Raw genomic sequence first — 22,355 nt, forward strand, 5'->3', positions numbered from 1 at the left:
TCAGAAGCCCATGCTCAGATGTTCAGCGATTGGGCCCAACGCCAGGGTCGGCAGGAAGGTCAGGCCGCCCACCAGCAAAATGGTCACGGTCAACAAGGTCACGAACAGCGGGCCATGGGTCGGGAAGCTGTTCTGGCCGATCGGTGCGGTTTTCTTCATCGCCAGGCTACCGGCCAGTGCCAGCACCGGCAGGATGTAACCGAAGCGCCCGATCAACATGCCCAGACCGAGCATCAGGTTGTGGAACGGCGTGTTGGCACTCAGGCCACCGAAGGCCGAACCGTTGTTGGCGCTGGCCGAGGTGTAGGCGTACAGCAACTGGCTGAAACCGTGCGGGCCGGGGTTGCTGATGGTTGCCGCCGGGCCAGGCAGGGCCGCCGCGATGGCGCCGAGGACCAGCACGCCAACCGGCATCACCAGCAAGGTCACCACCAGCAATTGCACTTCCCGCGCCTGCAGTTTCTTGCCGAGGTATTCGGGGGTGCGGCCGATCATCAGGCCGGCGAGGAACACCGCGATGAGCACGTTGAGCAACATGCCGTAGAGCCCGGCACCGACGCCGCCGAAGATCACTTCGCCGACCATCATGTTGACCAGCGCGACCATGCCACTGAGCGGGTTGAGGCTGTCGTGCATGCCGTTGACCGAACCGTTCGACGCGGCGGTGGTGGTCACCGACCACAGCACGGTGGCGGTGGTGCCGAAGCGCGCTTCCTTGCCTTCCAGCGGTGCAGTCTGCTCGACGGCGACGTTGTTCAGCGCAGGGTTAGGCTGATATTCGGCCCACAGCGAAGTCGCGCCGCCGATCAGGAACAGTGCCAGCATGCAGGCGATGATCGCGCGGCTCTGACGCTGGTCCTTGACGTAATGGCCGAAGGTGAACACCAGCGCCACCGGGATCAGAATGATCGAAGTGACTTCGAACAGGTTGCTCCACGCGGTCGGGTTCTCGAACGGATGCGCCGAGTTGACGCCGAAGAAGCCACCGCCGTTGGTGCCCAGTTGCTTGATCGCAATCTGGCTGGCCGCCGGGCCGAGCGGGATCACTTGATCAACACCCTGCATCGTCACGGCATTGACGTATTGCGCGAAGGTTTGTGGCACGCCTTGCCACACCAGGTACAACGCCAGCAGCAGGCACAGTGGCAGCAAGCCGTAGAGGGTGGCGCGGGTCATGTCGACCCAGAAGTTGCCCAGGGTCTTGGTCGACTTGCGCCCGATGCCACGGCACAGCGCAACCAGCACGGCGAGGCCGGTGGCGGCGCTGACGAAGTTCTGCACGGTGAGACCGACCATCTGGCTCAGGTAGCTGAGGGTCGCTTCACCGCTGTAGGACTGCCAGTTGGTGTTGGTCATGAAACTGACCGCGGTGTTGAATGCCTGAGTCCACTCCTGGCCCGGCAGGTTTTGCGGGTTCAGCGGCAGGTGATCCTGAAACAACAGGATCGCGAACAGCAGCAGGAAACCGGCGAGGTTGAACGCCAGCAGCGCCAGCGTGTATTTCTGCCAGCTCTGTTCAGCCTGTGGATCAACCCCGGCAATGCGATAGCAGCCGCGCTCGACCGGGCCGAGAATCGGCGTCAGCCAGGTGCGCTGACCTTCCATCACTTTGTAGTAGAAGCGCCCGAGGAACGGCGCCGGCAGCAAGACCACCGCGAAAAACGCGAGGATCAGCCAATAGTCATAACTGTGCATAGCCGCTCCTAGTTCCGGTCCGCGCGCAACAGCGCAACCAACAGATAAATGAACAGCCCGGCTGCCAACAGCAGGGACACCCCGTCCAGAACGCTCATGGAAGATCTCCGTGTTACGGCGTATTGCCGCGTGTGGAGGCATTGTCGGAAAGGAGGCTGTAAAGGAACGAGACCGAGGGGTGTGGCGGGGCATAAAGAAAGCGTAAAGAGTGGGTTTATGCGGGCGTTACAGCAGGTTTTTGCGCCGTCAGGCCGGGCCTCTTCGCGAGCAGGCTCGCTCGCACAATTTGAAATGCATTCCCCTGGGGGAGCGAGCCTGCTCGCGAAGACGGCATAACCGTCAACATCGCACTCAACTGGCGCACAAAAAGCCGTTCTTGCGCCGCGAACATCCCCGATACGACAGCTTTCAACTCATTACGACTCGTTTCACAGCAATGGCACGCCCACTGCACACGCCCTCCCCCGAGCTTTCCAAACCGTTCAGGGAGCACGCGCATGAACACACAACTCAAACCCACGCTGGGCACCCTGCACCTGTGGGGCATCGCCGTCGGGCTGGTGATTTCCGGCGAGTATTTCGGCTGGAGTTACGGCTGGGGCGTGGCCGGCACGCTGGGCTTTCTGGTGACCTCGTTCATGGTCGCCACCATGTACACCTGCTTCATCTTCAGCTTCACCGAACTGACTACGGCGATTCCTCACGCGGGCGGCCCGTTCGCCTACAGCCGGCGCGCGTTCGGTGAAAAAGGCGGACTGATCGCCGGGCTGGCGACGCTGATCGAATTCGTCTTCGCACCACCGGCTATTGCGCTGGCAATTGGTGCTTATCTGAATGTGCAATTTCCGGCGCTCGACCCGAAACACGCAGCGGTCGGTGCCTACGTTGTGTTCATGACCCTGAACATCCTCGGGGTGAAACTGGCGGCGACGTTCGAGCTGATCGTTTGCGTGCTGGCGGTGATCGAATTGCTGGTGTTCATGGGCGTGGTCGCGCCGGCGTTCAGCTTCAGCAGTTTTGCGCTCAATGGCTGGGCCGGTTCCGATGTGTTCGGTGCACCGGCGATTGCCGGGATGTTCGCCGCGATTCCGTTTGCGATCTGGTTTTTCCTCGCCATCGAAGGCGCGGCCATGGCAGCCGAAGAGGCCAAGGATCCCAAGCGCACGATCCCCAAGGCTTACATCAGCGGCATCCTGACGCTGGTGCTGCTGGCGATGGGCGTGATGTTTTTCGCGGGTGGTGTGGGTGACTGGCGCACGCTGGCAAACATCAACGACCCGTTGCCCCAAGCAATGAAAACCGTGGTCGGCGACAACTCCGGGTGGCTGCACATGCTGGTGTGGATCGGCCTGTTCGGTCTGGTGGCGAGTTTTCACGGGATCATCCTCGGCTACTCGCGACAGTTCTTCGCCCTTGCCCGCGCCGGATATTTGCCGGCCTCGCTGGCGAAACTGTCGCGCTTCCAGACCCCACACCGGGCGATCATCGCCGGCGGCATCATCGGCATTGCCGCGATCTACAGCGACGGACTGATCAACCTCGGCGGCATGACCCTCACCGCCGCGATGATCACCATGGCCGTGTTCGGCGCTATCGTGATGTACATCATGAGCATGCTCAGCCTGTTCAAACTGCGTAAGTGCGAACCGAATCTGGAGCGTACTTTCCGTGCGCCGTGCTATCCGTTGGTGCCGATGATTGCGCTGGTGCTGGCAGTGGTGTGCCTGGTCGCCATGGCCTGGTTCAACGCGCTGATCGGGCTGGTCTTTCTTGGCTTCATGGCGGTCGGCTTCGGCTACTTCCTGCTGACCGGTCAATTGCGTGCTGACGCCCCAGCGGATGCAATGTTGACGGGCCGTTGAGGGATTTCGGGTGCACCGGGCATAACCGGCCTAGAATGGAACCACTGCGAACTCACTTCGCTCAAAGTGGTATGCAGCGTCTGTGGTGAAACCCTCGCCCGTCGAGCTGCCATTAAGGAGAGCCGTTATGCCCTGGTATGCCTGGTTGATTCTGGTCGTTGCAATCGGCTCGATCGTTGGCGGATTGATGATGCTGCGCGACACCGCCAACAAGGTCGAACTGACCGATGAAGAACGTAAGCGCGTTGCGCAGCGCAACGCCGAAGCGGACATCAAGGACGCACAGGATCGTTGAATAAAAAACCCCGCCGGAACAGGCGGGGTTTGTTTTTGTACAGACTTTTACTGGCTGCGTATGTCCGGTAGTGCCCTCAAGGATCATATTGGACTGAGCGGCGCGCTATTAAGAAGTAGAAGTACAGTCACCATGTCATTTTCCTTGGTTAAGATGGCGGTCTTGTTGCGGAGAGTTCCACATGCGTTACTCGCAAGATCATAAAGCTCAGACCCATCAACGAATCATCAAGGAAGCTTCGGCGCGATTTCGCAAGGACGGCATCGGCGCCACCGGTCTGCAGCCGCTGATGAAAGCACTGGGGCTGACCCATGGCGGCTTTTACTCACACTTCAAATCCAAGGACGAACTGGTCGAAAAAGCCCTGCAGGAGGCGAGCAATCAGGTCGACGGTTTGTGCGCAGAGATCTTCGCCCAGGAAAACCCGCTGCACGCGTTTATCGACACCTACCTGTCCGAATGGCACCAGACCTCCCCGCACGAAGGCTGTCCGCTGCCGACGATCTCTTCAGAACTGGGCCTGCGCGGCCATCCGAGTCCGACCAGTGATGCCGTACTCATTGCCCGACTGAACCAGATCGAGAGCACCCTCAAAGACAACAGTGCCGACGAGGCCATCGTCATCATGTCGACGCTGGTCGGCGCGCTGTTGCTGTCACGCAGTGTCGCTGACGCCGAATTTGCCCAACGCATCCTCGACGTCACTCGCGATCACCTCAAGCAATCACAGGACTAAGCCTGCCAACGCTTGAACAGCACACTGGCGTTCACCCCGCCAAAGCCGAAACCGTTGGACAGGGCATATTCGATCGGCATCGAACGCGCCTGACCATGGACGATGTCTACGCCCGCGCTCGCAGGATCGGGGTTATCGAAATTGAGCGTCGGCGGCACGATTTGATCGCGTATAGCCAACAGGGTGAAGATCGCTTCCAGCCCGCCCGCTGCCCCGAGCAAATGCCCAGTGGCTGACTTGGTCGAGGTCACGGCGATTTTATTCTCTGTGCCGAACAACCCCTTGATGGCTGCCAACTCGCCAAGATCGCCGACCGGCGTGGAGGTCGCATGTGCATTGAGATGCTGCACCTGATCGGGCGTGACACCGCCCTGCGCCAATGCCAGCGCCATGGCACGACGTGCTCCGCTACCGTCCTCCGGCCCGGCGGTGAGGTGATAGGCATCGGCGGTAGTGCCATAACCGACCAGCTCGGCCAAGGGCTGCGCTCCACGTGCCAGCGCATGCTCCAGCGATTCGATCACCAACAGGCCCGCGCCCTCGCCCATCACAAAGCCATCGCGCCCACTGTCGAACGGCCGTGAGGCGCGTTCGGGGGTGTCGTTGTAACCGCTGGACAGTGCTCGCGCCGCTGCAAAACCGGCCAGGCTTACCCGATCGATGCACGCCTCCGCCCCGCCGCACACCGCTATATCCGCCTCGCCTGCGCGAATCAGGCGGGCCGCATCGCCAATCGCCTGAACCCCGGCGGCACAAGCAGTTACCGGTGCCCCCAGTGCGCCTTTCAATCCGTGCTCGATCGACACGTGTCCAGCGGCAAGATTGACCAGAAACGATGGAATGGTGAACGGCGACAGACGACGCGGACCGCGACTGTCGGTGGTGCGCACCGCGTCAGCTATCGCACCGAATCCGCCCACACCGGAACCGATGATGGTCGCGGTGCGCACCTGATCCTTGTCCTCGGTCGGGTGCCAACCGGCCTGCGCCAACGCCTGCCGCGCCGCCTCCATGGCAAACAGGATGAAGCGATCCATCTTCTTCTGCTCTTTGGGTGGCGTGGCACGATCCGGATCGAAACCGGCCTCGGCATCCTCCGCCATTGCCGGTACTACGCCGCCGACGCGGGTCGGCAGATCAGCGATCACCGTGTCCGGTAAGTTACGCAGGCCGGAACGCCCGGCCAGCAAGCGCTGCCAGACAATCTCGACATCACTGCCCAAAGGAGAAACCAGCCCCATGCCGGTAACAACAATTCGACGTTGACTCATACCACAGTTACCTCTGATCAGTTCTTGTAGCGTTGGGCTGCCGAACTGCGCGACAGGTTCGGCGCCATGACATGCCGGGCACGAACAAAGGACTGCCATTCACCTTCGTCAGGCAGCGACGGGATGGTGATCAACTCGCCCTGATCCAGACCGGCCAGCGCCGCATCGACCATCTCACCCGCCTCCATCACCATCTCCGCCGGAATGCCACTGGCATCAATGCCCGAGCGCTCCCAGATTTCGGTGCGGGTAACGCCCGGTAATACCGCTTGTACCTTTACGCCGGTGCCTTCGAGTTCGGTGTTGAGCGACTGGGTCAGGCTTAACACGTAGGCTTTGCTGGCGCTGTAGGTCGCGTTGAAACGCTCGGGAAACAGCGCCACCACCGAGGCAATGTTGATGATCGTGCCACGACCAGCCTGAGTGAAACTGGCGGCAGCCGCCGCAGCCAACAGGGTCACGGCGGTGACGTTCAACTGGATCAGGCGCTCCAGTTGCTCGGCGTCAGCATCGGCCAACAGACCATTGGCTGCCACACCGGCGTTGTTCACCAACAGGCTGATGCTCGAATCACTGCGCAGGCGCTGCTGGAGTTTCAGCAGATCATCCTTTCGCGTCAGATCAGCTTTGAGCACTTCGACCTGAACACCATGGGCCTCGCGCAATTGGCTCGCGGCACTTTGCAGACGTTGCTGATCACGGGCCACCAGCAGCAGATCAAAGCCCCGCGCCGCCAGCCGCTGTGCGTAAACGGCACCGATACCGGACGATGCACCGGTGACAACAGCGGTACCTTGAGACTGAACCGAATTCATGAGGGTGCTCCTGAAACAGGGGGAACATTAACCTCCAACCCACACAGGTCTGGAGGCGACGGAATTTATTATCGGCATAATACCAAGGTAATATGATACCCATAATTTTCAACTCACCGACAGACGCGTGAGCCTCCCTCCACCGAATTTCCGGCATCCGAAAACAGAAAGGCCGGTCAATGACCGGCCCCTTGGCGTTGAATAATCAGCTTAGTTCACTTCCAGCTTCTCGCGATTGCGATCGAGAATCGCCTTGCCGATGCCTTTGACTTCCAGCAGCTCATCCACCGACGCGAATGGCCCATTAGCATCACGGTACGCAACAATCGCTTTGGCCTTCGCCTCGCCTATCCCGGACAATTGCTTTTGCAGAGTTGCCGCATCTGCACCGTTGAGATCGACCTTTTCACTCGGGGACTGCGCCTGGGCATCAGTCACCATCGGCGCCTTTTCGGTGGAAGAAGTAACAGCAGGCGCTGCAATTACGGCAACTGAAGCACCAGTAAGCAGAGCAAAAACCAGAGAGTAGAAAAAACCGTTACGCATAATGACGCTCCATGACATGGTTTGAGAAAGCAGCTTTTCCCAAGCTGCTCTTACAAACCTAGGCCATGGAGGACAGGTGTCAAAAATGCGTCTATTACAGGATGTGAAACAATCAGGGTTCGAGGCGGCGCTGCTGGTAAATCCAGTCGACGATTTCGCCATCGGGGGTATAACCGCTGACGGTTTCGCGCAGGAGTTGGCGAACTCGGGAATAGTCGTCCCTATCTACCGCAGCGAGCAGATCGTTCAACTTGACCTTGAGTGCATCCCAAGGCAGATGGTCTTCATTGGCTGTCATGATCATCGGATGGGGCGTGGCCGCCACGTTATCGCCGATCAACAACTCCTCGTAGAGCTTTTCACCAGGTCGCAATCCGGTGAATTCGATTGAGATATCGCCCTGAGGATTGCGATCGGAACGAATGCTCAATCCCGACAAATGGATCATTTTCTCTGCCAGCTCGACGATTTTTACCGGCTCGCCCATATCAAGCACAAAGACATCGCCGCCCTGCCCCATCGAACCTGCCTGGATGACCAGTTGGGCCGCTTCGGGAATGGTCATGAAATAGCGGGTGATTTTCGGGTGCGTGACGGTCAGCGGGCCGCCGGACTTGATCTGGCTGTGAAACAGTGGAATCACTGACCCGGACGATCCCAATACATTGCCGAAGCGGACCATGGTGAAACGTGTCTTGTTGACCCGGGAAACGTTGGCTTTGTCGCCGAACAGGACCGGAGCAACCTCACGGCTCAATGCCTGCAGTGTCAGCTCGGCAAGTCGTTTGGTGCTGCCCATTACATTGGTTGGGCGAACGGCCTTGTCGGTCGAGATCAGTACGAAGTTCGACACACCGGACTGCAACGCGGCCTGGGCAGTGTTCAACGTACCAATGACATTGTTCAGCACGCCTTCGGCAATGTTGTGCTCAACCATTGGCACATGTTTATACGCAGCCGCGTGATAAACCGTATCAACCTTCCAGGTCTTCATCACATCAAGCAATTTGTCCTGATGGCGGATGGAGCCAAGGATGGGCAGCAAGCGCACAGAAATTGATTCACGGATGCAGCGCGGCTCCAGTTCGGAAAGAATGCTGTAAAGATTGAACTCACTGTGTTCGAACAGTAAAAGCGTGGTCGGGCCTAGCGAAAATATCTGCCTGCACAACTCGGCACCGATCGACCCCCCAGCCCCAGTGACCATGACAGTCTTGCCCTTGATACAGCGTTCAAGCAGGTCAGGCTGTGCTGGCACGGCATCGCGTCCCAGCAAGTCGGCAATGTCGACCTCCTGGATATCCTCGACCTTGACTCGGCCACTGGCCAGATCGGTGAAATTGGGTACGCTGCGAACATGGAGCGGGAAACCTTCCAGCATATTGAGGATTTCCCTGCGCCGAGCACGGGTCGACGATGGCAGCGCGAGAAGAATCTCCTGCGCACCCGTCATATCGATCATCTGCTGGATATGCTTGGGCTTGTAGACCTGAAGACCCGAAATGGAACGCTCGGCAATACCAGCATCATCATCAAGAAAAGCGACCGGACGCATGACGCGGCCCATGCGTAGTGCAGCCACCAATTGATTGCCGGCGACACCGGCACCGTAAATCGCAACCTTGGTAAGGCCGTCATCACGATTGGCAAAGGGGACATGCTGCGCTGCGGTAAACCAGTCGCCCATAAAGTACTGACGCATGAATAAGCGCAGACCGCCGATGATGACCAGGCTCAACCACCAATAATTGAAGATGATGGAACGCGGGACAACGGCTTCGTGATTGCTGTACCAGAACACCACGAGGGCCAGGATCAACGACGAAAGGCTCACGGCCTTGACGATAGCGATCAAGGCATCGTTGCCAAAGTAGCGCATGACTGCCCGATACATGCCAAAACGCACAAAGAGCGGAATCGCGATCAGCGGCGCTGATACGAACAGCCAAAAATGCGCCCTGAGAGGGTTGTACATATCGTCGACACCAAGGCGCACAATGAAGGCCAGCCAAAGCGCCAACCAAACGAGTACGACATCGGTGGCTACCTGAATCAGCCTTTTCTTGCGGCGAGGTAACCCAAGTAACAAAGCCCGAAATCTATCCATAATGCTTTCGTTCTCATCAACTTTCGATACTAAGTCCACGACTCAGGCAATATCCCTGAAGAATACAGCACCCGTCAGCCGGATGCGCCATTGTCATGGTCCTTGAGTGGCGCCTTCCAGTGCACCGGCGTGATATTTAATAGCCAGCAGTACCAGTGGAACATAAGCCAACACCACGCCGGCCAGCCCCGGAAAATCAAGCCGCACAACGCAGAATGCAATGGGCAGCAACCAGAAAAGATTAATCAATCCTACGCACAGCGTAACCGGCAGATGTTTACCCACCTGACGAGAGGCAAACTGATAAGCATGCGAACGATGAGCCTCATACACTTTGTCGCCCCGCAGCAAACGCCTCAAAAGAGTAAATGTCGCGTCAACGATAAACACCCCCATCAGGATCAACCACGGCCAGATTAACTCGGGTTGCTTGAATGCGGCCTGAAGCGAGAGTCCGGCCAACACAACGCCGAGGAAGCCACTGCCAGCATCACCCATGAATATCTTCGCAGGCGGGAAATTCAAAATCAGAAAGCCGGCAACACAGGTGGCAAGTAACAGCGGTGCCAGGATCAGCTCGAAATGCTGCGTGATGCTGTACAGCACAACCATCCCCAGACAGGTTGTCACCGCTTCGACTGCGGCGATTCCATCGATGCCATCCATGAAGTTGTAGAGATTCAGCATCCAGACCAGATAGACGGCAGACAGCACCAGCCCGATCACGCCCATATCGAGCGCAAAACCCGCCATCGTGATCGTTGGAAATGGACCGAGTGGAGCAATGACCAAAACGGCTGCTGTGAAGTGTCCGATCAGGCGCCAACGCGCAGCTATATGGCGATGGTCATCGATAAAGCCAATTATTGCGACGAGCGCCCCTGCTCCCGCGCTACTCATAAGCGTCGAACTATCGACCTTTGAGAAAAACCACGCAAGTGTCAGAAATACAAGATACGTCAATACAAACGCCACACCACCACCACGTGGAGTCGGTACTGAGTGGGAACTACGCGAATTGGGGACATCCAGAAGTTTTCGGTGCAGCGCGTAATGACGCAAGTAAAGTGTCAGTGCAAACGACATGACCAGGATCAACAGCATCCACAAAAAATAATAATCCATCACAATCCGTCACCCTGTAATTCTCGTCGACCAAGGACACCGTGTTTCGCAGTAATTGTGACTTCGCTGATATGTGCAAAGAAAACAGTTACTGGAAACACATTTATCTTTAGCCCCCTATACAGCGGCTTTTTCCACTTGCGGCACAGACTCCTGAACCGACACTTTCTTAGTCGAACGGGCATATTTCTGCATCAGTGGACGCTCAAAGAAATGCCAGGACACGGACGCCAGCGTAATGGTCAACACCAGAGCCAACACTACAATTTGTTCAAAGCTCAGCCAATTCAGACGCTTGAGCGAAAGCAGCACAGGAAGATGCCAGAGGTAGATGCCGAAGGAGATCTCTCCCAGATAAGTGAGCGGCCACAACAGGCGCTTGACCTGGACGCTTGGGGTAATCACGCAGGCAGCAAAAATGATCATGCCAAATGATACTGCAATGAAGGTTCGGAACAACACGACCATCACCGGGATGTCCCAGAAACTGGCGTGTTTCCAATAGATGGAAAGCATCAAATAAAACACTGCGGCGGCGACGGCACATACGCCCAGCGCAACAGGCAGCTTCTGACAGTAGTCAAAAATCCTGTGCCCCAAGTCACTGCGAAACAACTTTGCCATCACAATACCGATGGCGAATTCATCCAGCATCCCCGGCAACTGTGTCGAGACCAAAAAGATCTTGAAGGGTCCCATTGCATCAGGCTCGACAAACCAGACCGTCCCCAACCGCCACGCCCAGGCCACCATCAAAAACGCAAACAGCACTTTCCAGATGCGAGCGACGTACAGCCACGGGGAAACCACCACCATCAGTGCGTAAAACTGCATCTCGGTCCCCAGCGACCAGTTGCTGCCGTTTATTGCACCGTGAAAGGCGGGAAAGAGGTTATGCAGGAAAAACAAATGCGTAAGCAGATTTGCCCAAAATCCCTGAAACATGACCTCAGGCATAATGAAAGCGATGAAAACAAGCATGGTCAGGTAATGAAGTGGCACGATCCGGGCGATACGACGCCGGATGAAATCCGCGCGAAACCCTTGCGGACCGAACTTATCAATGCCTGAAAACGCTGCGAGGCCGATCACCAGACCCGAAATTACAAAAAAAAGGTCAACTCCCATCCAGCCAATTCGAAACCAGCTCAAAATACCCTCAGCTGGAAACGCCTTCCATGAGAAGTGTTCGATGATGTGATAAATCACTACAGATATAGCTGCAAATCCCCTTAACAAATCGATCAAGGGAAAGTGCAAAGATCGACGCTGCTGTAAAATTTCCGTAGTCATAATCGCAATATCAAGCCAGTGTGAGTCGAACTACCCTGTGCGTCTGACTTCATTCCATTCTCAGGACACAGGACAATAAAAAAATCGGCCAGCCCGCATGACGGGCTAGCCGATGTGCAACATTAACCCAAGAGCTTATTCTTCAAACCCCGAAGACCCTGGTTGCGCAGGACTTCCCAGCCCTTCTTGGCCATCTCGCCACCGGTTCTCGGATTCATGATGGATTGCTTCAGCAGGCCACCCAGGCGCGACCAGTCCACGGTCTCCATACCACCACGAAAACCTGGGGTCAGCACTCGCGAGAACTCGAGCAACGCTGCCGCTTCTTGCTTCTTGTCGTGGAACTGCGGGTATTCGACCTTACCCTGAGTTTCCCACCAAGCCTTGTAACCGGTGGCATCGAACGGTTCCGGGAACGCACGCTGCAAGTCGATACGCTCACGATAAACAGCGCGGGCGCCCTTGCTGATCGGAGTGCCATCAGAGTATTGACCGTAGGCCCACACTTCTTTGGCAAGCGGATCTTCCGCCAGCTTCTTGGTTTCATCGTCGTACCAGTTAACCAGCTTGCTGACTGCCGAGTTGGTACCGCCATTTTTCGCTGCCATGACGCGGTGAGCACCGCTGTCAAAACCGGTGAAGTGATAAAAGCCCAAAGGCTCGCCGTTCACCAGGTAAGTCCCGTTGTCATCAATAGTGATTTCACGGGTGGTCAGGTTCCATGGTGCGACGTTATGGCGAGGTGTGCGCATGATCGCCACACCTTCAAACAGCGCAGGTACCAGATCGATCCACTTCTGGTCGGTAAACAGGCCATTCGGGATATCGGCACGGCAGAAGTGATAAATCCGCTCACCCCACCAGTTGGCGAAGGCTTTACCGGTATCTGTTGCTGCAACGGCGGCGAAGCCCAGGTTGTAGACACCGTGCTTCAGGCTGCAGATTTCGTTGTCCATCACCGCGGCAAGGCTGGACTCAGGTGTAATCTGGTGTGGCGTCAACACGACATTGGACTCATCGAGTGCAGCAACGATGTCATCCAGGCGCGAGAAGGCAACGGTGTCCGGATCCAGATAGATAACTTTGGCGGTATCCGGCAACGCGAGCAGTCGTGACAACGTGAATGGCTTGATGGCTGTGGCGAGCTCAACGATGGTGTGGCAGAACGCCCAGGCTTTCCAGTGTGGAATATTCAATTCGCTGAGGGGAATAACCTCGTCGAAAGGCTCGCTGCTCAGGTCAATATTGTCACGCAACTCATCAGCCAGAGCCAAATGCAGGCGCCATTCTGGATGGTGCTCACGCAGCGAATTGAACAACATCCTCACTTTTGGAATGTAGTTGAATGCCGCGCTGGTGAAAACGTGCACTTGAGTCATTTCCAATACTCCTAAACCGAATAAATTCTTTTATGAAACATTACCAGCTCACTCAGAACTGACGGCACGTCGAAGTTCTTGAGTATGAGCGCTTTTTGATAGCTGGCAAGACGTTCTGCGGGTGCCCCTAGATCAAAACTGGCTACGGGCAATTTCATTTCCATCAACTCTTGGACGACGTAAGAGAACGTTTCTGGCCAAATGGACGGGAACAGCATGACATTCACGCCCGAAGATTCGATCAATTTTGCCAGATCGTCATGCTTGTAGTGGCCGGTTTGTGTAACCACCGACGCATCACACTGCGTCTCGATCGAACCGATGATGACAATCTTGATGTCAAGCTGCTGACTCATGATCTCTTCAGACAAACGCTGGACAATCTGAGCCCCTTTATGGAGCCCGATCTGCCCCACCACCCCGATTCTGAGTTCGGAGGTCTGGGAAGGTTTCACTGCGCCAAAATCGATGTATTCAACCACATGCGGCTTGACCACGGCGCGCGACAAATCAATAGATGGATAAGCCTTGCACAGCAGTTCCAGCGTGTTGGTGGAGAAGGTACGCACCTCATCCGCAACACTGAGGACAGTTCCCCACAGCGCTCGCCACTGATGCATATCTCGAGCACTGAACAGCGAAGTAAAACCGTTGTGGTTATTCAACAAGCACGACTGGCACTTGCTAAGGTCGGGGATACCACAATACTTGTTGGTGTCATCAATCAGGAAGTGTGAAGGACACACCATGAAAAAATCGTGGACCAGCAACAACAACTTTGAATTGAGCTCTTTTTTCAGTTCAATAATAAGTTGTGGGATCTCTTCCGAGCGTGCAAATGAAACGCCCGTATTGTAGACGATCTCGTCAATCTTCAGCGACTTGCACAGCTCGATCAGAAACTCGTAGCCGGGAATCGACAATGTCTCACTCGTCGCGCCTTTCCTGACCATGAGAACATAAGACAATGTGGCAATATGGAAGCTGAAAATATAAACAACTTTCCCTTCCTGAATTTTTTCTGCGACCAGGCGTTCGCGATAATGGTTGGCACCGCCACCCAGATCATGATCAATAATCAGGACCGAGGATTGCGAGCCCGTAACACCCAACTGATCGCGTGCGTTCGACACATCATTTAACGAACCCGAAGGACGGTTACGAGTATATCGCTGGATTTTCTCGACCAACAATTTAAACTTCAACTGCCTGATCAACGACAAGCCACGTTTGAAAAACGCCCAAAACTGTTTCGCCAATGGCAACGCATTGGCTGACGTTTTCTCTAAAGAAATTAGCGAGGAAACCGAGACAGGAAGTTCTACCGAAGTACCATCGGCAAACTCAATCAAAAGAAATAAGTTATCACCACTTTCGGCATCGGTTTTACAACTACCATACATTACAAAACCGGAATGCAAGGCATTTTGCTTGCCGGAAAAATGAGAGGAGACATCTTCCCTCGGATTCCCGTAGCTAGCTGGAATTGCTTGAAAAGAGCCATTTTTGGTCTTGACCGCCAGTTTAACGCCTACGATCACCTTCTCTTCGTGAAAAGCCCAGCCAAATCCAAAATAAGTCTGGTTCCGCAGTACTAACGAATCAACGGACCAATGTAGCTTTTCCACTATCAATTCCCTTCACTTTTTTTAATAGCATCGAGCTCAGCCAAACGAGAAATTGCCAATTCCTCCGCAAAAGTCTTGGCATCTTCTGTAAGTTGTAGCCTTTCCCTTAAAGCTTGATTCTCTGCATGGAGCCCAACAATCTCATCCTGCTTTTCAGTATTCTCTTTGAATGCATTGAGTTCATCCAATCGAGAAATGGCCAATTCCTCCGCAAAAGTCTTGGCGTCTTCTGTCAGTTGTAGCCTTTCCCTTAAAGCTTGATTCTCTGCATAGAGCCCAACAATCTCATCCTGCTTTTCAGTATTCTCTTTGAGTGCATTGAGTTCATCCAATCGAGCAATGGCCAATTTCTCCGCAAAAGCCTTGGCGTCTTCTGTCGCTTGCAACTGCTCCGACAGTGAACGAAGCTCTGCACCAAACTTTTCGGACTGCTCTATGCTTTTTACATTGAGCGCATCAAGCTCGCCCAAGCGGGAAATGGCCAGAGCGTCAGATTCATCCTTTGCGCTCTCAGTCAGACTCAACTGTTCTCTCAGATCATCATTCACCGTGCAAAGGAAGTGAATTCTGTCCATTGAGCTAACGTTGGCGTTTAATGCATCCAGCTGCGCCAAGCGGGAAATCGCCAACGATTCTGCGTAGCCCTTGGCGTCTTCCGTCAGTTTTAACTGATCCTGAACCTTTTGAATTTCGGAACAAAGGCTGTTTATCTCATCCAGGCGTCCGAACGCCAGATCCTCAGCGTACTTCTTGGCCGTCAACGTTTCGTTAAGGCGAGCGTGGAGAGAGACCTTTTCAGCGCTGCATTCTTGCAACTCCAGCGAAACTCTATTGAAAGCACTACGCAATGCATTTCGCGCAACTTCGTCCAATGCCGACAAAATAAAACATTCGGAAGCCACAGAGGACTTCGATGCAATATTCAGTGCCGAGGCACACTGAACGGCACCGTCGATGATTTCCACGGAGTCATTCAACGAGAACATGAAAGGTTGATCGATATTTCCAACAAACTCCAACATATCAGAGCTCAAACACTCAAATGCGAGCTTGACTCCCTGCTTCCACATGCTGATCGCTTGTTCACGCTCACTCGCATTCCAGTGAATCATACCGGCATGATAGGCCGCACTGACCTGCTTTGTTCCAAGTGTCGGCGTGATACTGAAGATCTCGCTATTCACAACACTTTTGTAATACTGCAGCGCTCGCTGTTGCAAATTGGCACGGTGGCAAAATCGAGCCTGAAGATAATTTAACGAAACACACCATCTGCGAACATGCGGATTATCCGACCGATCATTTTTCAGATACAAATCAACCGCGTCACCCCAGCCCAACAAGTCTACCGCCGAGTCCGCCTCGAAGTATCGCCACCCGAGGATGGCCAATGCAGCACCTTGGTCTGCGCTGGCATCACTGGAACGTGAGAGTATCTGTTCGGACAATTTGAACAGTTGTTCAGCACTCTTTATCCTCCACGGAATTTCCACTACGGAATGGACAATCCATGGATTTTCGTAATATCGAGCAAAATCAACGAGGTGAGTCTTGCCATTAAATTCCGGCAGGTTTCTCTCTTCATACGGCGCAGAATATTTTACGAGGGGACTTCTGAAAAACGAGAGAATCCAGTTACTCTCAGCTGTCTGCGCCTGAAGTGCAGCAATGCTCAGACTTGATTCAAAAAGCAGCCCCTTGGCCTCAAGAGCTGATTTATTCTCGGGGGAAATATCCCCATCAGCACACGAATCGTTCGAACACCGAACCAGAAGACGACCTCCAGGCCGTAGCTTCTCCGCTGCAAGAGCAGTGAGAAGCGTAAGTCCTGCCGAATCCACAACAGCATCGATGCAAACGATCGTATCGATGTCACGACTTGATTCGGGAACTACGCCTTTTAGAGCAACTGCATCAATGGTGCCATCGGTCAATACTGAGAGAGGGATCTCACTGAATACGAAGTTTCGTGCAATCGAGTGGTTTTTAAACAAACGCAGACTTGCATTCGAACCTAGAAACAGAACGTCTGACAGAGGCGAAAAATACTTCGTTGCCAATTCCTTATAGGCTTCGATATCCAGCAGAGACTTTGGAACGCCACTGTCACGCAGGTTCGCAAAAGTGCTCAATGGATTGGCAAGCAGTTTGTGAGCGAATACGGATTTGTATGCCTCGGGATTCGCTATGGCACGATGAGCCATGTCGACGATATCTTCTCCCGTCCACATCGCGAACAACCCGCCCAACTGCTCCAGCGTCCCCTCAATCTTCCAGGTATTGGAAGGCAGGGCAATAAATGGAGTGTTCGCGAGTAAAGCCAGATAGACGGCGTGGTGGCGACCTGTAATAACAAGCTTCGCTGCGCGAAATTTTCTTAAAGTATCCCGCCAGTCATTTACACTGTTTTCATATTCAAGCGGAAAGTAAACACAATCAGCAGAAAATTCGACGTTGGCTCTTTCCAGAACCTGCCTTACATCCTCTCGAGACAAATGACAGTCGGTGATAATGACCTTGTCACGATAGTTTTCGTCAACACCTGGGTTGAACCGTGCTCCAACAATCGAATCGGATACAATTCGCGAGTCAATGCCCAGGCTAGACAGGTATCTGAATGAGTTCACCTCTCTGACGGTCAAGTCATCAAGCTTTGCCAGGACATCGAGATAAACAGGTACATCCTGCAAGACCGCATTCACCAAAACAGTGCGCTTGCCCAGCTCTTGAGCATAGGCGAGGATGGCAAGCAAATGAAGGCCTGATCCGTGATGGATCGTGCCTTCACCATTGACCACCACAGCATCCACTGCAGAAATTTCTGCTGCCAGGGCACTATTTGCAAGAAAATCACGGGTCGATTTTTCGTCACCCTGCCACAGATCATGAAACTCATTGACGAAGTGTCGATATTCGACGATTGCCCCCACTTCCGAGAGCATTCTGTCGTGAGCATCCGACACGGCGAGGCAACCTATATGGTGATAGCTGCTGGTGTCATTGAAGATGGCAACTTTCATGCTGAATGCTCTATAAGTTTTTGTTCAAAACCCAAATCGCAAATTCCGCCAACAACATGCTCTTGCTGTTTGATTGCAACAGTAAAGAAGGCAGCTTCGTCCATCCAATGCAATATCTGTTGCGACCCATAATACATATCATGCTCACGAGTCACCGTCGCCTGGACCTCGTATAGGTTTGCACCAAGCGTACAGGCAGCATTGAACTCCACCGCGAACTCTGTACCTGCGCTGAAGTTCTTCAGCCAAATAATTTCAGACGCGTCAGCATTCTTCAGTGAGGCCCGCATATCATGATTCAATGTGCCCCATGAAGTAATCTTGACGCCTTCCTTGTTTCGAATACGAAATGCAACGTTGACATTATTCAGATCAACGTTCGCCCGCAGCGAGACCTTGATCGTGAGGCGCTCGCCAATATAAAAATGCGAGACCTCAACACCTTTGGAATCGAGGATTTTCACACCCAGAATTTCAGCTTCCAGATCACCAAAAGACTTGATCTTGTTATGTTTCTCCGGAAGTTCAACGCCTTTGACCTTTGCCTCTTTAACAGCCGCTGTAGTGGCTGCCGCATTGGCCGTCAGCTTTGCACCGTACTCAAGAAAGCTCTGGCGTTCATCCTCATGAAGCATCCGACGATACTCCAGAACGACGTCAGATGATTTACCCCACATCTTCCTCACACCTTTGTGAAGAAGCAAAGCTCGGTGAGTCAGGGTGCGAACGCTTTCCTGATCGTGGGAAACAAAAAGTAGCGTGGTGCCATCAGAAATCAGCTTTTCAATCTGCTGAAAGCAGCGCTTTTGAAACAACGCATCGCCAACTGCGAGCGCCTCGTCAACGATTAGGATGTCCGGAGTCACCTGGACCTGTACGGCAAACGCCAAACGAACCAGCATCCCGCTCGAATATGTTTTAACCGGCTGGTTAAGGTGATCACCGATATCTGCGAAAGCAGCGATGGCGTCAAAACGGTCTTCGATTTCTTTCTGGGTCAGGCCGAGAATCGTGCCATTCAGAAAAATATTCTCACGACCGGTAAAATCTGGATTGAACCCCGAGCCAAGTTCAAGCAACGCAGCAATCCTGCCAAATGTCTGCACGCTGCCGGTGGTCGGGTTCAGTGTGCCGCAAATCATTTGCAAAAGCGTTGATTTGCCCGAACCGTTTCGGCCGAGAATACCAATCGACTCTCCTCGCTTGACCTCAAACGAAAGATCGCGAAGCGCCCAAAATTCTTTGTAGTACTGCTTTCTCACTGGAGAAAGCATTTGCAGCAAGCGGTCGCTGGGCTTGTCGTAGATGTGATAGCACTTGCTCAGGTTCTCAACTTTGATCGAGATATCAGAGGACATCGGCAAACCCCTTTCTTGTTTTTTGGAACCAGGCGAAACCCAACCAGCACACGACGACGGAGACCGCCATGCAGATTGAGTAGAGTCCCCAATCAATACCTTGCCCAAAAAATAATACGCCTCGCGCCAACTCAATTACTGGGGTCAGAGGGTTCATGAAAAGCAGGCTGCGGAATTCTTCAGGAATGGCTGTTGCCGGATAGAAGATCGGCGACAGAAACATCAGCGTGGTCGTAATAATGCCGATCAGTTGCGATATATCACGCAGAAAAACCCCGGACGCTGCGAGCAGCCAGGAAAACCCCATCACAAACAATATAAGAGGTAAAAAAACCAAAGGAATAAGAAATACGGTCAAATGAGGAATACCAAAAAGCAAGGCATACGCTGCAATCCAGACACTCAAACTGATAAGCGCATGAAATAGAGCCGCCCCCATACTGACCCAAGGCAGAATCTCAAGAGGGAAAATAACTTTCTTTACATAATTTATATTACTTGTAATCAATAACGGTGATTTATTGATACATTCAGCAAAAAAGTTATAAACCAGCAGACCGGCAAACAGCACCAGCGCGAACTCGACTTTAGAGTCACCTCCTCCGCCCCAGCGCGCCTTGAAAATAACACTGAACACGAGTGTATACACACTCAACATAAATACTGGGATCAGGAATGACCACAGGATACCCATCATGGAGCCGCGATAACGCCCAACAATTTCGCGCTTGACCAAAGCCTTGATAAGTCCGCGATTTTTCCAGAAACTACTGACCATATTCAGGGGCGAAATTGAAAACTTTTCCATTACCAGCACACCTCAGCATCGCTCGGGAGATTTCCTGCACCATCTGAAACGATGCGTAACTGCCTAACATTAATTCCCACAATGATCGACTCGCAAGACCCAAAATGTTCTGCTACACCGCTCATAAAAATCACAGAACCATCCACTTGACCAAACTTCATTTTAAATCAATCTCATTGATTAGAGAAAAGCGAATGATTAGTTAGCCATGTGCAAAACAGCACTTTCATGACAACTTCCAAAAACCACTCCACTTTAACTCCACCACATTAATCCTTTAAGCAAGATTGGTAATGCACCCCAAGAGGAAATATTTCGACTCAAAACTCAACGGGATCCACTACTCTTAAGTACAAAAACAAATATAAAAATACCCCCCATTATACATCAGAACAAAAAAAAGATACAGCCCCAGTAATTATTGTTAATATCTGCAACCTAACAACATTCCAACCGCACTTCCAAAGTTCCAGACCAACAATAATTTATTGTTGGCTCTCGAGAAACTTTAGTGCAGTTTTCTTCAACTCCACCTCTGGAGAATAAGGCGCAGACCAACCGAGAGCCGCCTTTGTTGCCGTAATGTCAACCTGCAAAGAACCACAAACTCGCTGTATGACAGAGTGCATTCCACACAATCTCAAGACCGCCCTGAGCACCACTTCGGGAAAAGGTATCAGCAACGCCTTGCCACCGATTGTCTCTCGCAGGCAACGCAACAGTTCGCTAGTGGACAAATCTCTGCCATCGCTGACCAGGAAGGTCTGATTCCTTGCACCAACGTGATCGACACAGGTGACAATCAGATCCACCAGATTACTGATACCCACCATACTTCTACGATTATTGATTGCGCCCATCGGCAACGGCAACCGCCTCGTCAGCACGCTCATCATCCGGTAGAAATTCGCCTTTACACCCGGCCCATAGACAAGCGGAGGCCTGATAATGACAACCTCCATCCCGGTCTCTTTACCGATACTTTTCAGCGCCTCTTCCGCCTCGAGCTTTGAAATGCCGTACGCATCAAGAGGCGCCGGGATATCATCCGCCTTGAACGGATGACCTGGCAGCGTCACCTCACCGTTAACCTTGATCGAACTGATAAATATGAAGCGTCTGACCCCTGATTGCGCCGCTTTTCGCGCCAGCTTCACAGTACCGTCGACATTTATTTTTCTGAAGGCTGCGAGCGCATCTGGTGCTGCCTCTTTCATGACATGCACGCGCGCCGCCGCGTGAATCACTGCATCGATATTCTCGAACTCGGGCAGCTCATTCGAACTGGCAAGGTCGAACATTACCGTGGGGCACAATCCTGACAAACACGATGCCCTTCTGACGACAGCTACCGGAGTCAGGACCCGATCAAGCAATAATCGGAGAACGACCGCCTCACCGACAAAGCCGGTAGCACCTGTAACCAATACTCTTCGGGAAGTCATCTTGCCTTCCCTCCTAACAGAGAAGTTAACCAACAGGTAAAGAAAAACAACACTTTGTCACGCAATCGTCGCCGGCAACTTGCAGCACTCAGTGATAGTTTGAGTAACTGCCAACGCCCCAGCTTCGACCAGCGCCGAACAAAAGGATCCGAATCCAAGCCCACCAACCGCACAATCAATCGCACCTGATCAAACCACCAACCATCATGGATCGTTTTGTATCGAGCAATCAGATTGGAAATTCCGGTATTCGCGCCCACCTGATTGTGCTCGTGCTGCCGATATCGCATAGAAGGCAAAGGATCTATGAACCAGCGATATCCATGGCTGCGCGCAAAGGCGTAACAGAACCAGTCATGCAAAGTGACACCCTGCAGCGAGTGCCAGTTGGCCAGCATTGATTGCTTCAGGTGTTGCGCCAATGCGCGACTGAATACATAGGTACAACCTGGACCTGCCGCCTCGAATATATGATCCCAGGCAACCTGAGGCTGCGCCTTGTTCAAAACAACAGTTCGCCCATCCGACCAAAAGGCCGTGACATTGCTCGAATAAGCGGAGTATTCACCGGTTGCAAGAATATCGGTGGCGCGCTTCAGTTTCTCAGGAAGCCAAATATCGTCCTGATCAGCAAACCCTACGAAATCAAACGCAGTCAGATCGACATCACGAACCAAGCGATAGAAGTTACATGCAGCGCCGCCATACCGATCACCGGTAGGCAGCACTGTCACACAATCATGTCGGGCGGCAAGATCTGCACACCAGGCTTCAGTACCATCGGTTGAGGGGTCGATACTGATAAAGAGGTTGAGCTCCACCCCCTGCTGGCAAAGAATCGAAGCGACCTGCTCTTCGATCCATGCCATGCCATTGTACGCAGCAAGCAAAATTGCAACTTTAATGGGTCTCACCGCTATACCAGCCCTGAATTACCCCTAAAGAAGGGCGCACTGAATCTTCCCGAGCAAA

18 protein-coding genes are annotated in these 22,355 nt (G+C 53.5%); 3 read left to right on the plus strand and 15 right to left on the minus strand.

The window, feature by feature from the left end; translation table 11 throughout:
• Both kdpA and kdpF read right to left on the minus strand, forming a co-directional pair.
• Positions 1-1,695 (minus strand): potassium-transporting ATPase subunit KdpA, encoded by a 1,695-nt coding sequence (gene kdpA / locus AC0J41_RS17800; RefSeq protein WP_473013194.1) that lies wholly within the window; start codon positions 1,693-1,695, stop codon positions 1-3.
• An 8-nt stretch (positions 1,696-1,703) separates the two neighbouring features.
• A complete protein-coding gene (kdpF, locus tag AC0J41_RS17805; protein ID WP_007963673.1) occupies positions 1,704-1,793 on the minus strand; it encodes a K(+)-transporting ATPase subunit F in 90 nt (29 codons plus the stop codon).
• Between the two features lie 399 nt (positions 1,794-2,192).
• Here kdpF and eat point away from each other — a divergent pair, with 399 nt between their 5' ends.
• The 3 genes from eat to AC0J41_RS17820 all read left to right on the plus strand — a co-directional run bounded on the left by eat (position 2,193) and on the right by AC0J41_RS17820 (position 4,588).
• A complete protein-coding gene (gene eat, locus AC0J41_RS17810; protein WP_473013195.1) occupies positions 2,193-3,557 on the plus strand; it encodes an ethanolamine permease in 1,365 nt (454 codons plus the stop codon).
• A 127-nt stretch (positions 3,558-3,684) separates the two neighbouring features.
• Positions 3,685-3,852: a DUF2897 family protein gene (locus AC0J41_RS17815; protein ID WP_003226857.1), complete on the plus strand. Its 168-nt coding sequence runs from the start codon at positions 3,685-3,687 to the stop codon at positions 3,850-3,852.
• A 181-nt stretch (positions 3,853-4,033) separates the two neighbouring features.
• On the plus strand, positions 4,034-4,588 hold the full coding sequence (locus tag AC0J41_RS17820) for a TetR/AcrR family transcriptional regulator (RefSeq protein ID WP_473013196.1): 555 nt from the start codon (positions 4,034-4,036) through the stop codon (positions 4,586-4,588).
• Here AC0J41_RS17820 and fabF read toward each other — a convergent pair.
• From fabF to AC0J41_RS17885, 13 genes are all read right to left on the minus strand, one after another.
• The gene (gene fabF / locus AC0J41_RS17825; RefSeq protein ID WP_473013197.1) at positions 4,585-5,859 is read right to left on the minus strand and encodes a beta-ketoacyl-ACP synthase II; all 1,275 of its coding nucleotides are present in this window, start codon (positions 5,857-5,859) and stop codon (positions 4,585-4,587) included. The genes AC0J41_RS17820 and fabF overlap by 4 nt on opposite strands.
• A gap of 17 nt (positions 5,860-5,876) precedes the next feature.
• A complete protein-coding gene (locus AC0J41_RS17830) occupies positions 5,877-6,674 on the minus strand; it encodes an SDR family NAD(P)-dependent oxidoreductase (protein ID WP_473013198.1) in 798 nt (265 codons plus the stop codon).
• Between the two features lie 210 nt (positions 6,675-6,884).
• Positions 6,885-7,220 carry a ComEA family DNA-binding protein gene (locus AC0J41_RS17835; RefSeq protein ID WP_473013199.1) on the minus strand — a complete coding sequence of 112 codons (336 nt, stop codon included), beginning with the start codon at positions 7,218-7,220 and terminating at the stop codon, positions 6,885-6,887.
• Positions 7,221-7,332: 112 nt separating this feature from the next.
• A complete protein-coding gene (locus AC0J41_RS17840) occupies positions 7,333-9,327 on the minus strand; it encodes a polysaccharide biosynthesis protein (RefSeq protein WP_473013200.1) in 1,995 nt (664 codons plus the stop codon).
• Between the two features lie 93 nt (positions 9,328-9,420).
• A complete protein-coding gene (locus tag AC0J41_RS17845; RefSeq protein WP_473013201.1) occupies positions 9,421-10,452 on the minus strand; it encodes an MraY family glycosyltransferase in 1,032 nt (343 codons plus the stop codon).
• Positions 10,453-10,569: 117 nt separating this feature from the next.
• Positions 10,570-11,745 (minus strand): acyltransferase family protein, encoded by a 1,176-nt coding sequence (locus tag AC0J41_RS17850; protein WP_473013202.1) that lies wholly within the window; start codon positions 11,743-11,745, stop codon positions 10,570-10,572.
• A 122-nt stretch (positions 11,746-11,867) separates the two neighbouring features.
• Positions 11,868-13,124 (minus strand): glycosyltransferase family protein, encoded by a 1,257-nt coding sequence (locus AC0J41_RS17855; protein ID WP_367085301.1) that lies wholly within the window; start codon positions 13,122-13,124, stop codon positions 11,868-11,870.
• Positions 13,125-13,135: 11 nt separating this feature from the next.
• A complete protein-coding gene (locus AC0J41_RS17860) occupies positions 13,136-14,752 on the minus strand; it encodes a glycosyltransferase (protein ID WP_473013203.1) in 1,617 nt (538 codons plus the stop codon).
• A 2-nt stretch (positions 14,753-14,754) separates the two neighbouring features.
• Positions 14,755-17,772, minus strand: coding sequence for a polysaccharide pyruvyl transferase family protein (locus tag AC0J41_RS17865; protein WP_473013204.1), 3,018 nt, complete (start codon positions 17,770-17,772; stop codon positions 14,755-14,757).
• A complete protein-coding gene (locus AC0J41_RS17870) occupies positions 17,769-19,130 on the minus strand; it encodes an ABC transporter ATP-binding protein (protein WP_367085304.1) in 1,362 nt (453 codons plus the stop codon). The genes AC0J41_RS17865 and AC0J41_RS17870 overlap by 4 nt, the downstream gene beginning before the upstream one ends.
• Positions 19,120-19,938, minus strand: coding sequence for an ABC transporter permease (locus AC0J41_RS17875; RefSeq protein WP_025113098.1), 819 nt, complete (start codon positions 19,936-19,938; stop codon positions 19,120-19,122). The genes AC0J41_RS17870 and AC0J41_RS17875 overlap by 11 nt, the downstream gene beginning before the upstream one ends.
• 485 nt (positions 19,939-20,423) lie before the next feature.
• Complete coding sequence (locus tag AC0J41_RS17880) at positions 20,424-21,383, minus strand: UDP-glucose 4-epimerase family protein (protein WP_473013205.1); 960 nt, start codon at positions 21,381-21,383, stop codon at positions 20,424-20,426.
• A complete protein-coding gene (locus AC0J41_RS17885) occupies positions 21,380-22,303 on the minus strand; it encodes a glycosyltransferase (RefSeq protein WP_473016017.1) in 924 nt (307 codons plus the stop codon). Before AC0J41_RS17885 ends, AC0J41_RS17880 begins: the two co-directional genes overlap by 4 nt.
• Positions 22,304-22,355: the final 52 nt, after the last annotated feature.

The sequence above is a fragment of the Pseudomonas sp. Arb-4-2C genome (assembly GCF_055755015.1).

What these genes read in the sequence shown, in the direction of transcription:
- kdpA (WP_473013194.1), bottom strand. Translation starts at nt 1,695, where the DNA reads ATGCACAGTTATGACTATTGGCTGATCCTCGCGTTTTTCGCGGTGGTC.
- kdpF (WP_007963673.1), bottom strand. Translation starts at nt 1,793, where the DNA reads ATGAGCGTTCTGGACGGGGTGTCCCTGCTGTTGGCAGCCGGGCTGTTC.
- eat (WP_473013195.1), top strand. Translation starts at nt 2,193, where the DNA reads ATGAACACACAACTCAAACCCACGCTGGGCACCCTGCACCTGTGGGGC.
- AC0J41_RS17815 (WP_003226857.1), top strand. Translation starts at nt 3,685, where the DNA reads ATGCCCTGGTATGCCTGGTTGATTCTGGTCGTTGCAATCGGCTCGATC.
- AC0J41_RS17820 (WP_473013196.1), top strand. Translation starts at nt 4,034, where the DNA reads ATGCGTTACTCGCAAGATCATAAAGCTCAGACCCATCAACGAATCATC.
- fabF (WP_473013197.1), bottom strand. Translation starts at nt 5,859, where the DNA reads ATGAGTCAACGTCGAATTGTTGTTACCGGCATGGGGCTGGTTTCTCCT.
- AC0J41_RS17830 (WP_473013198.1), bottom strand. Translation starts at nt 6,674, where the DNA reads ATGAATTCGGTTCAGTCTCAAGGTACCGCTGTTGTCACCGGTGCATCG.
- AC0J41_RS17835 (WP_473013199.1), bottom strand. Translation starts at nt 7,220, where the DNA reads ATGCGTAACGGTTTTTTCTACTCTCTGGTTTTTGCTCTGCTTACTGGT.
- AC0J41_RS17840 (WP_473013200.1), bottom strand. Translation starts at nt 9,327, where the DNA reads ATGGATAGATTTCGGGCTTTGTTACTTGGGTTACCTCGCCGCAAGAAA.
- AC0J41_RS17845 (WP_473013201.1), bottom strand. Translation starts at nt 10,452, where the DNA reads ATGGATTATTATTTTTTGTGGATGCTGTTGATCCTGGTCATGTCGTTT.
- AC0J41_RS17850 (WP_473013202.1), bottom strand. Translation starts at nt 11,745, where the DNA reads ATGACTACGGAAATTTTACAGCAGCGTCGATCTTTGCACTTTCCCTTG.
- AC0J41_RS17855 (WP_367085301.1), bottom strand. Translation starts at nt 13,124, where the DNA reads ATGACTCAAGTGCACGTTTTCACCAGCGCGGCATTCAACTACATTCCA.
- AC0J41_RS17865 (WP_473013204.1), bottom strand. Translation starts at nt 17,772, where the DNA reads ATGAAAGTTGCCATCTTCAATGACACCAGCAGCTATCACCATATAGGT.
- AC0J41_RS17870 (WP_367085304.1), bottom strand. Translation starts at nt 19,130, where the DNA reads ATGTCCTCTGATATCTCGATCAAAGTTGAGAACCTGAGCAAGTGCTAT.
- AC0J41_RS17875 (WP_025113098.1), bottom strand. Translation starts at nt 19,938, where the DNA reads ATGGAAAAGTTTTCAATTTCGCCCCTGAATATGGTCAGTAGTTTCTGG.
- AC0J41_RS17880 (WP_473013205.1), bottom strand. Translation starts at nt 21,383, where the DNA reads ATGACTTCCCGAAGAGTATTGGTTACAGGTGCTACCGGCTTTGTCGGT.